Below are 14,963 nucleotides of genomic sequence, written 5' to 3'. Positions count from 1 at the left end.
TATCTATAACAACTTTTAGGCAGGTTTATTTTAATCTTCGAATTTTCACGTATATTAAATTAATCACAAAAAATATATGTAATTTTGGCAATTCAAAAACCGAGCCATACTTTTACAAAAATACATTTAAAAGCATTGCGTACAAACATCTTCCACATACTTTTTGCCTTAAGTTTTACAGTGTTTATCAACACTTCTGGCTTTGCTCAAGATATCCCAAAAGAAGGTGGAAAAGTTGAACCAAGTGAAAAGAATGACACGCAAAATTTATCTATTGGAAATACTTTAAAACCCATAGAGACTGAAAAAGAACAAGATTCTACTTTACAGGATTCCGTAAAACCAAAACCAGAACTACTTACTGGACCAGTTAAATACAAAGCGACTGATTACGCTTCCTTTAATAATAAAGAGCAAAAACTGTATTTATATAACGAAGCCGAAGTTTATTATGAAGATATGGAACTCAAGGCTGGTTTAATTGTCATTGATTATAACACCAATGAAGTTTTTGCAGCAGGAATTACAGATTCACTTGGGAATTACAATCAAGCCCCTGTTTTTAAACAAGCCAATAATGTAGTTGAACCTGACTCCATAAAATTTAATACGAAAACCGAAAAGGCACTTATTTATAACTCAAAAACAGAGCAAGGCGGCATGAATATTCTTGCTCCCGTAACTAAAAAAGTTAATGATTCTGTTATCTTTTTATATAAAGGTCGGTTTACTACAGCAAAAGACATTGAAAACCCTGAATATTACTTTCAAGCCAATAAAATAAAGGTTGTTCCTGGTAAAAAAATTGTAGTTGGCCCAACCAATATGGTAATTGCTGATGTTCCAACAATAATTGGTTTACCTTTTGGATTTTTCCCTTTAACTGATAAACAAACTTCTGGAGTTATAATTCCAACTTTTGGTGAAGAAAACAATAGAGGCTATTTTTTACAAAATGGTGGTTACTATTTTGCAATTAGTGATTTTGTTGATTTAGCAGTTTTAGGGGATTATTATACCAATGGAAGTTATGGATTGCGTTTTGAAAGTGCCTATGCCAATAGATATCGCTATAATGGTAATGTAAGTTTTAGATATGAAAATTTAATAAATAGTGAACGTGGTTTTCCAGACTACAGTAAGTCATCTATTTACAATATTAGATGGTCTCATTCTCAAGACGCCAAAGCTAACCCTAGTTCACGGTTCTCTGCATCGGTAAATTTAGGTAGTAGTAGGTATTATCAAACTTCTATCAATCAGGTTAATGCACCGAGTTTTTTGAATAACACTTTGGCTTCTTCCATATCCTATTCTAAAACTTTTGAAGGTGAACCCCAAGTAAATATGAGTGTTGCCGCAACACACTCCCAAAACACCAATACGGAAGTTATTAATATGACCTTACCAACCGTTCAAGCTAGTGTAAGTCGTATATTTCCTTTTGCACCTAAAACTGGTGTAAAAAAAGGTATTATTCAAAATGTCAACTTTCAATATAATATTAGAGCTGAAAACCGCATACAAACTACCGATTCCTTATTCTTTAAAAAGGAAATGTGGGATAGTGCTGTAAATGGTATTAAACACAGTATTCCATTAACTACAAATTTTAAAGTGTTTAAATATTTCAGTTTGAGCGCTAGCACCTCGTATGATGAAACTTGGGTTTTTGAAACCGTAAGAAAATATTATGACTTTGAGGAAAATGAAATTGTAACGGAACCTGTAAAAGGATTTGATGCCTTTAGAACATATAATTTTAGTACAAGTTTAGGTACAACTCTCTATGGTATGTTTGATTTCAGAAAAGAAGGTAAAGATCCAAAAATTCAGGCTATTCGACATGTCATGCGACCATCTATAAGTTATAACATAAATCCGTCATTCAGTAATTATTACGAAACTTTTGAAGTAATCGATGCAAATGGAACAACGACTGATGAGATTGAATATACCCGTTTTGAGGGTGGTATTTACGGCGCACCAAATAATCGCTACTCCAGTTCCATTGGTATGTCATTATCTAATAATATTGAAGCCAAAGTGAGAGACAAGGATTCAACCGCTACTGAAGCTAAAAAAATAAAGTTACTTGATAATTTAAATTTTTCTACTGCTTATAATTTAGCTGGTGATTCTCTAAATTGGAGCCCTTTGAGAATGACAGGTAGCACGCAAATATTGAAAAACAAAATGATTATAAATTTTGGCGCAACTATGGATCCCTATGCACTGGATAATAACAATACCAAAATTGATAAATTCAACATAGATAATGGTGGTAGCTTATTTAGACTGACAAGTGCCAATATCAACACAAGTTATTCTATATCCAGCAGTGATTTTGATGGTACTGAAAATGAAAGAAGCACTCAAGAAAATTTAAGAAGTGGTGGTCGTGCTGATGATTTATTTGGTCGTGCTCAAGATTTTTCAGATCAACGCTATGGTGAAGATGATGATGAGGAAGAAAAAACACCCAGTGCCTTATATAAGACAAAAATTCCATGGAATTTAAAGCTAGCCTATGCCGTTAATTATACTAATGTAAGGCGTGAAAATGAGATATCTTCACATTCATTAATGTTCTCTGGAGATGTTGAGTTCTCTCCTCGATGGACTGTTGGTGCTTCTTCGGGCTATGACTTTAAAAATAAAGGCTTTACCTACACCCAACTCCGCTTTGAAAGGGATTTATTGAGTTGGCGTATGAGTTTTAGCTGGGTACCCTTCAGCACAAGAAGTTCTTGGTATTTCTTTATTGGTATAAAGTCAAACATACTTAAAGACATTAAGTATGACAAACGTAGACAGCCTGATCAGCAATTATAATAGAATACATGCACTATGAAAAAAATAATTAACACTACAAATGCACCTGCTCCAATTGGTCCATATAATCAAGCGGTTTTGGTTGGAAATACACTATACACTTCAGGACAAATAGCTATTAATCCCACAACTGGCGATTTAGTTATTGAGAATATAACAGCTGAATCTGAACAGGTTATGCAAAACATGAAAGCTGTTTTGGCAGCAGCAGATATGACTTTTGAAAACGTTGTGAAAACGTCTATATTCATAAGTGACATGAATAATTTTTCAAAAATTAATGCTGTTTACGCAAATTATTTTAATGCTGAAACTGCTCCAGCTAGAGAAACCGTAGAAGTTGCAAACTTACCAAAATTTGTAAATGTTGAAATTAGTATGATCGCAATTAAATAATTGCTATTTAAAATAAAACGGAGTAACCCAAACCGATTGAGTCAGTATCTGACCCTACAGATTTAACAGATTCTGAATGTAAATAAAATAATTTTACACTCTGTTTTTTTGTTACTGGAATACCAAAAGCCAATGAGGTTAAAAAATCACCTCGCTCATCATTATTTGGTTGACTATTAACTATAGACTGTCCGCCTAATCCATAACCTGCACTAACTGAAGCCCACATTCTATTTTTAAACCTACGAATGAGATGCGTTTGAGCTGCAAAAGTCGGGTCTTGCTTTCTCACTTGGTTGTTAAAAAAATCCTTGTTGTTTGTATATAAAAAAACAGAAGCTGTAAATTCATAAGACCATAAACCCCAATTGTGTACAAATCCAATCTGTGGCCTGATAACAAATCTATTTTGTCCTAAATTCAACAATCTATCACCTGCATATTGCCCAAGAGGAAAAGTGACTGCAATGGAAGCACCAAGCATTGTAGATGATGGATTTTCAGCATAATAAGTCATCATTTCTTGAGCATTAAGTGCCTTAGGACCAATTATATTCATTGAAAACCTAACACGTGGATCAGAAAAACCAGTTCTTCTAATACTAGTAGGTGTACCTCTTAATAATCCATCCCATTTAGCATTTACATAAGGTAGTAATACATCTAATCTACCCAATTTATTTCCAATTTTTAATGGCTGCACGTAAGATAGTGCAACAGCGTCCAAATGAAGTGTCACATCTTCAGCTTGCAAGACAGGATCAAAAATTATGTCTCCAAATGTATGAACATACCCACCACCAATTACATGAGTTCCAATGGGCAACGGTGTCCAGCGCCTAGGCTCTATATCTTGTGCAAACAATAAGGTTAGATTAAAAAAACAAATAATAAAAACAGACGTTATCTTTACATTTTTTGACTTATAAATTCCCATTTAATCAGTTATTTTTTTGCAAAATAATCATTTTGACCATAACTATTCTACTTAAGTTATTTAAGAAAGAAAACATATGTAATTTGTAATACTTCGTATTTAATATTACTAAAGGAACTTGTATATTTGATAACCAATCTCAAAATAAAAGTTCCGTGCGTATAGAACAAGATATTAAACTTGGATTTAAAGATGTAATGATCAGACCAAAAAGATCAACTCTTAAGAGTCGGTCACAAGTAAACCTTGAGCGTGATTTCACTTTTTTAAATAGTAAAATAAATTGGAAAGGTATACCCATAATGGCTGCAAATATGGATACTGTTGGGACTTTTGAAACAGCACTGGCATTGGCCAATAAAAAATTATTCACTGCTATTCATAAGCACTATTCAATATCAGAATGGATCTCTTTTTTTACAGAAGCACCTAACGGAATTGAAGACTATGTTGCTGTAAGTACAGGTACCAGTAAAAATGAAGCTGAAAAATTAGCAGTTATCTTTAAAGAGATTCCGCAGTTAAAGTTTATATGCATTGATGTGGCAAATGGTTATTCGGAACATTTTGTTGATTTTGTTAAACGCACGAGAAATGAATACCCTGACAAGGTTATAATTGCAGGAAATGTGGTAACTGGCGAAATGGTAGAAGAACTATTATTGGCAGGAGCCGATATCATTAAAGTAGGTATAGGTCCTGGATCTGTTTGTACTACTCGCGTAAAAACTGGTGTTGGCTATCCTCAACTTTCTGCTATTATCGAATGTGCAGATGCTGCACATGGTTTAGGTGGTCAAATAATTAGTGATGGTGGTTGTGCTACACCTGGTGATATTGCTAAAGCTTTTGGTGCTGGAGCCGATTTTGTTATGCTTGGTGGTATGCTAGCTGGTCATGATGAGAGCGGTGGTGAAATCATAGAACAAGGTGGAAAAACCTTTAAAAAATTCTATGGTATGAGCTCAACAACTGCTATGGAAAAATACGCTGGTGGTGTTGCCGAGTATCGTGCTAGTGAAGGTAAAACAGTAACTGTACCTTATAGAGGACCAATTGAAAACACACTACAAGATATTTTAGGTGGTTTAAGAAGTGCTTGCACGTATGTTGGTGCTCAAAGATTAAAGGAATTAACTAAACGCACCACTTTTATTCGAGTTGCTGAACAAGAAAATCAAGTTTACACTAATTAGTCTTGTTATTAAGTTTGGGCACTTTTTTCTAATCGCGCTCTCTTTACAGCCATCTTTTTTAACATCCAGTCAGGGTAGTTCGTATCATCTTCAGCTTCATAAATACGAAGATTTTGATTTGGATCAGGTTTAAGCAAATCATCTTGTTTACATCCTAAAATAGCTGCTGCAGTTTGTACACCTGAATATCCAGCTCCAGCAACACCATGAGAAACTATACTAGCACCACACATATATAAATTCTCAATTTCACTTTTAGATTTGTAAGCAAAAGGACCTATGTGTCTTAAACTTTTTTCAGTTCCATAAACATTTCCTCGTGTTGTGTTCAAATAAAACTCATTAGTTAAGGGTGTTCCTAAATCTTTATGAACAATATTTTTTGATATTCCTGGAACAACCTTTTCTAAACTATTTAAAAACTTTTGAATTAGTTTGTCCTTAAATTCCAAATATGCTTGAGAACGTTCTTCTGTTTCGTTTTCAAAAGCTGCAAAAGCATCATAATTAATATAGGTTATAACCTCTAGAGTGTGATAACGTCCATCAAAACTAATGGGATCTTTTAAGGAGGTACAACTAATAAACAGGCCAGAGAATTCTTCTCCTTCAAGTATATCTGTTTTCTGCATATCTTCAAAAAGCTCATCCATATCCTTATTGGGCATCATCCAAATATTTCCAGAATCTAAACCAGCTTTTTTCACATCCATATCAACTGTAAGAAAAAGCATGAGGGAAGTACATGAGTATTTGGTTCTTTCAAGCTTCTTCTTTAAACTATTACTTAAATATTCTGATCCTATCATTTTTAAGTAAGTGGTTTCAGGATCAGCATTAGAAATAATCCGATGAGCAAAAATGGATTCACCATTTTCCAATACAACACCTATTGCTTTGTTTCTTTTTTTTGTCTTATTAACTATTATTTTAGAAACGCCACTTTGTGTTCGTACCTGACTTCCAAAATTCTTAATACAATTGGTCATGGCTTTTACCAATGCTCCTCCTCCACCTACAGGATAAAATCCACCTTCTGAATAATGATCCATTATAGCAGCATGCATTAAGAAGCTAGCTTTTGCTGGTGGTAATCCGTGATCACCATATTGAATATTTAGGATGCGTTGTAATAAGGGATCTTTAACATGCCAGTTTATGACTCGCTTTAAAGTGAATGGTGCATATTTCCCCATATGCTTGGTTCTAAAAGGAATAGTAATTTGCTGCCAAACCGTTCGGATTTTAGGGATTAACTGCAGTTGTATACTTACATTCTTTATTAATTTCAAATACTTGATTATTCCTTTTTTTTCATGTGGAAATCTGTCTATTAACCTATTTTGGAACTCATCAAAATTGGCAGGATAATGAAAGCGTTCATCACCAATCCAACAATGCTCAAAAGCATCTGGATTCATTCTGTAAAATGCCAATTCATTAGCAATACCTAAACCTTCGTAAAGTTCTCTAGTTGATTGTCCTTCACCCAATAAACCAACATAATGTACTCCAGGCGTAAAACGGTAACCATTGAGATAAAAACTATGACACCATCCACCAGGAACATCATGTTGCTCTAAAACTAATACGCGTTGTCCTGCTCTTGACAAACATATTGCAGCAGATAAACCACCAACTCCAGAACCAATAATAATTGTGTCGTAACTATTTTCTTTTATGGAATTTGATGTATCGGTTTTTAACATTTATATGTTATTAAATGGCTGTAATAAGTAGTTCTGCTGTTGCAGGATTTGTTGCTAAAGGTACGTCATGCACATCACATAATCGCATAAGCATTAAAACATCTGGTTCATGCGGGTGTTTTTCAAGTGGGTCTCGAAAAAATAGGACCATGTTACATTTTCCTTCTGCAACCCTAGCAGCAATTTGAGCATCACCACCCATGGGACCAGATAACAAGCGTAATACTTCAAATCCAGCTTTTTCTACTTTTTTTCCAGTGGTACCAGTTGAAACCAATGAAATATTTTTGTCATGCAAAATGTCACGATGCTGATTAAGAAACTGAACCATTTCAGCTTTTTTTCCATCGTGGGCAATAATAGCTATTTCCATATTTACATACTTGTGTGATAACTCACCAAACCTTCAATTGGTCTTCTAACAATATTTCCTACTTTATACCCTAGTTCATTAGCTACTTCACGTATTTCATTTTCAGAGAAAAATGCTATTGATCCCGCGAAATGAACAGGCACAGATTTTAATTCATCCTTGAATTGAAATATCATATTTTCAGAAAAAAGTTTTAGTCCTTTTTTAATGAGTGTTTTTATGTAATCTGACTCTTTGTTCAAAAACATAAACTCGGCAAATGATGCTAAATAAGCATTGGGATTTGGTTGTTTATATAGATTATATTTTATGAAATCAGCATCCAAATTATATTTTTCAGCAAATGATACCTTTATATTCTCTGGCATATGATTAAAATAATAATCTCTAATAAGTTGCTTACCGTAATAATTACCTGAAGCATCATCCATTAAAGTATAACCCAGGGAACTAACGCGTTGATGCAGCTCTTTTCCGTCATAATAGCTGCAATTGGATCCTGTACCCAAGATACAGACAACAGCAGCTTCATTAGGTTCTGAAATAGTTGCCCTAACTGCGGCAAATGTATCTTCCTTCACTTCAACTGTAGCTTTTGAAAAAATGGATTCTAAAACCATTTTTAATTGTAATCGTGGTTTTTCAGTACCACAACCTGCCCCATAAAAATAAACATGTGTTACCTCATCCTTGTGTTTCTTTAACTCGGTTTGTTTATTGATTATTTTAAAAAGCTTTTTCTCTTTTAAAATAGCAGGATTTAATCCTTTCGTCCTTATTTTCTCAAGTAATTGGTTGCCGTTTTTATCAACCGAAACCCAATCACATTTTGTAGAACCACTGTCAACTATTAAAATCATAGGCTAAAAATAAAAAAAAGCTGTTAGAAAGTTTAACAGCTTTAATTTTTGTTTGTTTTAATTATAGTGAATTAACATGTAAAGCCAAATCCACAAGCTTGTTGGAATACGCAAATTCATTGTCATACCATGCAACCAACTTAAAGAATCTAGAATTTAGCTCAATGGCTGCATCTGCATCAAAAATTGAAGTTCGAACATCACTTACAAAATCTTGTGACACTACCAAATCTTCTGTGTAACCCAAAACCCCTTTCATAGAAGTTTCTGAAGCCTTCTTAAAAGCAGCCTTGATTTCTTCTAGCGATGTTTCTTTTTTTGTTCTTACGGTTAAATCCACAACAGATACATCAGCGGTTGGAACACGAAATGCCATACCTGTTAATTTACCATTTAGTTTCGGAATAACTTTCCCTACTGCCTTTGCAGCTCCCGTTGAAGCAGGAATGATATTCACAAGTGCGCTTCTTCCGCCTCTATAATCCTTTTTTGCAGGACCATCTACAGTAAGTTGTGAAGCTGTTGTAGCATGAACAGTTGTCATTAATGCTTCTTCAATTCCAAAATTATCATCTAATACTTTAGCCAATGGCGCTAGACAATTGGTTGTGCAAGAAGCATTTGAAACTACAGTATCTGATGGTTTAGCATCATTGTGATTAACACCCATAACAAACATAGGGGCATCCTTACTTGGCGCTGAAATCACAACTTTTTTAGCACCAGCTTCTATGTGATAATGAGCAGATTCTAGAGTTGTAAAAATCCCTGTACAGTCTGCCACAACATCTGCTTTAACCGCATCCCATTTTAAATTTCTTGGATCTCTTTCAGCAGTTACGCGTATTTTTTTACCATCAACAACTAAATGTCCATCTACTACCTCTATTGTGCCATTAAAGCGACCATGAACAGAATCATATTTTAATAAGTAAGCTAGATGATCAACATCCAACAAATCATTAATTGCTACCACATCTACATCTGGTCTATTTACAGTAGCTCTAAAAACTATTCTTCCAATTCTACCAAAACCATTGATTCCTAATCTTAAATTTGACATATTATTTTTCTTGTATTTTTATTAATAATTTGTTTAAGTCGTCATGATATCTGACACACGTAATAATTCTTTGTTAATTTCTGTTTTACCCTTGACAGCTTTTTCTAGAGGCGTTAGTTCAATTTTATTATCTAGAATTCCTACCATATAATTTGATTTCCCTTCTAGTAAAGACTCCACTGCTTTCACTCCCATTCTGCTAGCCAAAACACGATCAAAACAAGAGGGTGAACCTCCTCGTTGCATGTGACCTAATACTGAAACACGAACCTCATATTCCTCCATGTTTTCTTCAACATAATCCTTGAGTTCAAAAACATTCTTGCCAATTTTATCTCCTTCAGCTACAACAACTATACTAGATGATTTACCTGATTGCTTGCTTCTTCTTAAGGACTCAAGTAACCTATCTAATCCTAAATCTTCTTCAGGAATCAGTATTTCTTCAGCACCTGCTCCAACACCAGCATTCAAGGCAATATGTCCAACATCTCTTCCCATTACCTCAACAAAAAACAGGCGTTTATGCGAACTAGCAGTATCCCGAATTTTATCAATACAATCTACTACTGTATTCAATGCAGTATCATAGCCTAAAGTGAAATTAGTACCATAAATATCGTTATCAATGGTTCCTGGAATACCAATTACTGGAAAGTTAAATTCTTCGTTAAAAAACATACCTCCAGTAAACGTACCATCACCACCAATTAACACCATAGCATCAATACCTACGCTTTTTAACTGTAAATATGCTTTTTGCCTTCCTTCCTTGGTTCTAAATTCATTGGAACGAGCTGATTTTAAAATAGTGCCTCCAGTATGAATAATATTATTGACACTACGTGCTGATAGTATTTTAAAGTCACCTTCAATTAATCCTTCATAACCTCTATAAATACCTACACATTCTATTTGGTGATATGCACATGTTCTAACAACAGATCTTATGGCAGCATTCATTCCAGGAGCATCTCCTCCCGAAGTTAAAACACCTATTTTTTTTATATTTTTTGACATAAAATGATACTTGATTTAGTAAATCTAATAAAGAAATAGCATATAAAACAAGCTATTAGAGATAATTTAAGAGAAGAATAAAAACTCAAACGTTTTCGTTAATAAAAACATTGAATAATGTGAAATATTTTGTGAATAAAAGGACTAATCTTCTTCTTTTTCCTTTTTAAATCCTACGAAACCTGGAAGATCTTTATCATTTTCTTCTGCTGCTGCTTCAGCTTCTTTGGCCTTTTCGGCTTCGACTTTCTTTTTCCCTTTTAAAATAATGTCAATGAGTTCACCAAACCTATCAAAATCAACACTCCAAGCAATACCTACACCTTGAGTGTAACCGATTTCCTCACCAAAATTTCTTATACTGTTTTCACGATTAAAAACTTTGGCTCGCAACGTTCCTTCTTCATTTAAAAGAAAATCTATTTGCACATCACCTGCCACTACTGTTTCACTAACACCTCCTACAGGTACACCAACCTTTCCATTGAGTAAAATTCTGTCACTAATATTGGTTTGTAGAATCACGCCTAACCTATCATCAGTCTGATAATCTGGTGTGTTCTCACCTGCCTCATAATTAAAACCAATGTTTACCTTATTATCACCTGCACTAAAAAATCCATTAATAATACCATTAAGTCTTTCGGCAATGGTTCCTGTAACATTTAAACTGTTTAGGCGTCCAGAAAAAGCACCAGTAGCTAACAGATAAAGTGCTTGATTGTCTCTATCTTCTTTTGAATCTAAACGATACTGTAATTCAGATTTAACAGTAGAATTTACGGTTGGAAACTCAAAGCTAAAATCGATTTCTGGTTTTATAAGTTGTCCCGTTAAGCTAGTTTTTAAGTGAACAGGGATAGTCCGATTGATAGGGTTATCCAATAGAGGTGATGGATTTGTTTGAGTTTTATAAATAGCATTGATTGCCAATTTAGCATTAAAAGGATCGCCTTCCCAAGCTATGGTTCCACCAGGTTCTACTTCAAACTTTTTCTGAACAATACCACCGTATTTGAAATTGTAAATACCTTCAAACACTGAAAAATCACCCCATATATTAAATTTCCCATTAGTATTAATATCTATCAACAATCCACCTACACCTCGCCCTTTAATTGTACTTCCGGACACTTTATCAATAACGATTTCAATTTCAGCATCTTGAGTGATATCTAATTCAAAATCTAGCTCGAGACCAGAAATATCTTTTGTTTTTATTTCCTTTCCTTCTTTTTTGGCGCGTTTTTCTTCTGGAGTCAAGAAATGTATGTACGAATTATCACCAAATGACTCTGTGTCACTCAATGGAATTATAAAAATAGTTCCTGGTTTAGTTTCAGCAATAACTTTTATAACTAAATCATTTGTAGGTCCAAAAATACTAGCAGTACCACCAATATAGCTTGTTCCATAATAAGGCGCATCTTCAGTTTCTTCTTCAGTATCCAACACTAAAAGCCTGGATGTATTTACATCGATATCCAAACTCCATTCAGAAAAATTAACATGGTTTATGGAGCCATTCAGCACGCCCTTGGAATTATATTTTGTATCGGTTAAATTGATAGTGTTGAACACAAAACTTTGATTATCTAACGTAACAGATGACTTATCAGCAAAATCATAATCAACATTAAGATATGGTACCGTTAAACCAGCTTTATTTAGCTCCAATTGCCCATCAATTTCTGGTAGCTGCAAACTACCATGTACTTTGGCTACACCAGTTACTTCTCCTCTTATATTTGTCAATATATCTGATAAAAACGGGTTTAAAGGTGATAAATTGAACTTATTAAAGTTTAAATCTACATTTATTGATGATGTGTTTGCTGCTACGTCTATATTACCTATTGCAGAAAATGATTCTGTAGTATCATCTTTTATTTTAGCATTTACTTCGTAGTTGGTTAGAGATTCATCGCCTATAATTTTTGCATCAAACGAACCTAAAACTAAATCATTTACTTCTAAATCATCGATAGTTATTGTTGAATTTGGTAAATAACGTCCTTTTTGTTGTAGGATATCTAGTTTTCCATTGACATTGCCTTTAAGCCTCAAACTATCAACTGATGGTGTTATTTTGGCTAAATCCACATCTTTAAAATTCAACTTGATGTCTTTATATGTAGAATCCCTTAAAACACCCCATAACTTAATTTCTTCATTGCGATGACTCATTCTAAAAGAATCTATGTTAATAGATGATAAATCTTTTTCTAAAATGATTTTGTTGTTGTTATTGCGTCGTTCATTAATTACCCATTCATTCCCTTTAAAAGTAACATCTGATCTTTTAAAACCAATTACTGATTTGTTTTCTTCATTTATGGTATGATAAAAACTCAAATTATAGGAATCAACATTGTTTTTACCGCCATGGAATTCTGATCGCATGTAAAGCGTATCATTTAATGTTACGTTAATCAAATTAAATTTTGACAAATTATAATAAGTGGTATTAATACTATCAATTTCAACATAAGTATTGTAAAGTGGATTTTTACTGTCAACTTGTAGTGAAATTTGATCTGCGAAATAATCAAAAAGTTTAATTTTAGGAGATTTGAACGTGAGTTTAAATTCTTTTTCATCACTCTCAACACGTCCTTTAATATAAGTATTAGAACCTAGTTCTATATCAGGTACAAAGACCTCGACTATTTTGTTGTAAATTTTAAAATTAAAATCGATGTATTGATCTGCATCAACCTTATGAGGCCTGTAATTAGTATAAACACTTCCTACGGCATTCTCAAACAAATACCCAATATCTTTAAAATAAAATACACCGCTTAACTGACCGTTAATAATATCTGGTGAGTTGACGTTAATATAACGCTCTTTATCAACAAAAGATGATGTTATCTGAAAATCATCGAAAAAATACTCATCATGTTCATTTTTGTAATAAGTATTATCAAATTCTATACTACCTACAGCATCATCTAATGTAGTACCTACCATTTTCATTTCAACAAAGCCTTTAAAAATAGAGGTATTATCACGCTTGACTAAATTCATTGCGTTTAAATTAGCATAAGAGACATCAGCAATAAAATCAAATTCGTTTATTTTTTTTGAAAAATCAGCCAAACCATTAAATGTCACTCTAAAGTTTTCATCGTGAGATATTAATTTTCCGTTATAAATATTATTCCCTAAATCACCTAGAAGCTCAATATCATTGTATTCATAATTATTATAAACCACAGAATAAACATCTCCTAAAAGTTCCGTTTTTAAACTTTCAACCATAAATCCTTTTCCATCAACATCTAAATTTAATGATGTTAAACCCCATTTAGGGTTTTCAATAAATTTGCCAATATCAAAATCATCAAAAATAATATTACCATTGTATGATGCATTGTCAATATCATTGATGGTTTTTAACTCTAAATTGGAATGAATAAAACCTAATTCCGTATTGATTCCTATATCTGCTTTTATGTTAGTACTTGTTATCTCTGATTGACCAACAATGGTAAAGTTTCCTAGTTTATCAAAAGCAGTTGGTATAGATTCTCCCAAAATATTGGGAAGTAGCGCTTTTAAATCTCTGTAATTTGAAGTTAAGTTTGTAAACTTTCCATTCATATAAAAATTATCCTCATCAGCATTGAATAGGTTTAAAAAATGGATATCTCCATAAATTTTACTTCTGGAACTTGTATTTAATTCCAGATTATTTATACGCATATCATTTAAGGTTCCCGTAATGCTGGCACTTAACGACGCACGCTGATTAACACCAAATTCATCATAAAAAGTATTTAATTCATCAAGAGCTATATTGGCTTCCTTAAAATTAGCATCAATTTGTACCTTTTCAGTAAAATACTTTAAATCTTCACGCTTGTACAAAAACTTCACACTTCCTTTTAAATCAGAATTTGCTGTTCTTAAATCCAAATCGTCAAGAAAAATTTGCTCTTTGGTATATGAAAAATTTGTTACTAGATTTTTCATTTTCAAACCTCTACTATCATTAAATGCCAAAGTATTTATCCGGGTACTTACATTAGGACCATTAACCAATAAATTGGTAGCATTGGTGAAAATATCAGTAAACTCTAATATTTTTGGAGTTTCCTTATTATAATCAATAAGCCTAAATGTGCCATTAGTGATTGTTACATCACTTGATGAAAGCAAGAAGTCACTAGGGTCTGTAGTTGGTGTGTCTTCATCAAACCTAGCAACGAAAACATCTAAATTAGTATCAGTTTCTCCTTTATAGGTTACAATGTTAAAAATTAATCCGTCCAGGTCAATATCCCCAAAAACTAGATTTCCATTATAAAGATTTTTAAAATTTAAGATTGATGTATTAATTTCAGTAGCACTGATTAATGTATCTAACTTGTAATCACGAATTAAAACGCCTTTTAACTCTACATCACCATTAATTTGCAAACCCACCTTTTCAATATTGATATTGGTTTTAAAATCGTTATTAATTCGTTTAGTTGCATATTTCCCTATACTAGTTTGAACCGCTGGGATGGATAGTATCAATACCAAAATAATAAACAGCAACAAGAGGGTTGCTATTAATCTACCAA

The 14,963-nt window shown here is 33.2% G+C and carries 10 protein-coding genes; 3 read left to right on the top strand and 7 right to left on the bottom strand.

The genetic code is table 11. The annotated features are described in order from the left end of the window. Window positions 1-84 precede the first annotated feature (84 nt). On the top strand, window positions 85-2,835 hold the full coding sequence (locus C1S72_RS00145) for a putative LPS assembly protein LptD (RefSeq protein ID WP_104733661.1): 2,751 nt from the start codon (window positions 85-87) through the stop codon (window positions 2,833-2,835). Between the two features lie 15 nt (window positions 2,836-2,850). After that, window positions 2,851-3,231 (top strand): Rid family detoxifying hydrolase, encoded by a 381-nt coding sequence (locus tag C1S72_RS00140; protein ID WP_104733660.1) that lies wholly within the window; start codon window positions 2,851-2,853, stop codon window positions 3,229-3,231. A 7-nt stretch (window positions 3,232-3,238) separates the two neighbouring features. On the opposite strand, the gene C1S72_RS00135 is transcribed toward C1S72_RS00140, so the two are convergent. Further along, window positions 3,239-4,168, bottom strand: a complete 930-nt coding sequence (locus C1S72_RS00135; protein WP_230401544.1) for a transporter — start codon at window positions 4,166-4,168, stop codon at window positions 3,239-3,241. Window positions 4,169-4,323: 155 nt separating this feature from the next. Here C1S72_RS00135 and C1S72_RS00130 point away from each other — a divergent pair, with 155 nt between their 5' ends. Continuing rightward, window positions 4,324-5,364, top strand: coding sequence for a GMP reductase (locus tag C1S72_RS00130; RefSeq protein ID WP_104733659.1), 1,041 nt, complete (start codon window positions 4,324-4,326; stop codon window positions 5,362-5,364). An 8-nt stretch (window positions 5,365-5,372) separates the two neighbouring features. Here the strand turns inward: C1S72_RS00130 and C1S72_RS00125 are convergent, their stop codons facing one another. The 6 genes from C1S72_RS00125 to C1S72_RS00100 form a co-directional block, all read right to left on the bottom strand. Next, entirely contained in the window at window positions 5,373-7,073 is a 1,701-nt protein-coding gene (locus C1S72_RS00125) for a phytoene desaturase family protein (protein WP_104733658.1), read from the bottom strand. Between the two features lie 10 nt (window positions 7,074-7,083). Continuing rightward, window positions 7,084-7,446 carry a methylglyoxal synthase gene (locus C1S72_RS00120; protein ID WP_104733657.1) on the bottom strand — a complete coding sequence of 121 codons (363 nt, stop codon included), beginning with the start codon at window positions 7,444-7,446 and terminating at the stop codon, window positions 7,084-7,086. Window positions 7,447-7,448: 2 nt separating this feature from the next. After that, entirely contained in the window at window positions 7,449-8,306 is an 858-nt protein-coding gene (locus tag C1S72_RS00115; protein ID WP_104733656.1) for an N-acetylglucosamine kinase, read from the bottom strand. A 61-nt stretch (window positions 8,307-8,367) separates the two neighbouring features. Continuing rightward, a complete protein-coding gene (gap, locus tag C1S72_RS00110; RefSeq protein WP_104733655.1) occupies window positions 8,368-9,369 on the bottom strand; it encodes a type I glyceraldehyde-3-phosphate dehydrogenase in 1,002 nt (333 codons plus the stop codon). 33 nt (window positions 9,370-9,402) lie between these two features. Further along, window positions 9,403-10,389, bottom strand: a complete 987-nt coding sequence (pfkA, locus tag C1S72_RS00105; RefSeq protein ID WP_104733654.1) for a 6-phosphofructokinase — start codon at window positions 10,387-10,389, stop codon at window positions 9,403-9,405. Between the two features lie 144 nt (window positions 10,390-10,533). Continuing rightward, window positions 10,534-14,916 carry a translocation/assembly module TamB domain-containing protein gene (locus C1S72_RS00100; protein WP_230401543.1) on the bottom strand — a complete coding sequence of 1,461 codons (4,383 nt, stop codon included), beginning with the start codon at window positions 14,914-14,916 and terminating at the stop codon, window positions 10,534-10,536. Window positions 14,917-14,963 lie beyond the last annotated feature (47 nt).

This window comes from Hanstruepera ponticola (assembly GCF_002940745.1).
In the GTDB taxonomy this organism is placed as follows: domain Bacteria; phylum Bacteroidota; class Bacteroidia; order Flavobacteriales; family Flavobacteriaceae; genus Hanstruepera; species Hanstruepera ponticola.
The sequence above is the reverse complement of the archived record's forward strand: the minus strand, read 5'-3'. Positions and strand labels throughout refer to the sequence as shown.

Coding starts and splice junctions, on each gene's coding strand:
- gap (WP_104733655.1), bottom strand. CDS start 9,369: ATGTCAAATTTAAGATTAGGAATCAATGGTTTTGGTAGAATTGGAAGA.
- C1S72_RS00135 (WP_230401544.1), bottom strand. CDS start 4,168: ATGGGAATTTATAAGTCAAAAAATGTAAAGATAACGTCTGTTTTTATT.
- pfkA (WP_104733654.1), bottom strand. CDS start 10,389: ATGTCAAAAAATATAAAAAAAATAGGTGTTTTAACTTCGGGAGGAGAT.
- C1S72_RS00125 (WP_104733658.1), bottom strand. CDS start 7,073: ATGTTAAAAACCGATACATCAAATTCCATAAAAGAAAATAGTTACGAC.
- C1S72_RS00140 (WP_104733660.1), top strand. CDS start 2,851: ATGAAAAAAATAATTAACACTACAAATGCACCTGCTCCAATTGGTCCA.
- C1S72_RS00120 (WP_104733657.1), bottom strand. CDS start 7,446: ATGGAAATAGCTATTATTGCCCACGATGGAAAAAAAGCTGAAATGGTT.
- C1S72_RS00115 (WP_104733656.1), bottom strand. CDS start 8,306: ATGATTTTAATAGTTGACAGTGGTTCTACAAAATGTGATTGGGTTTCG.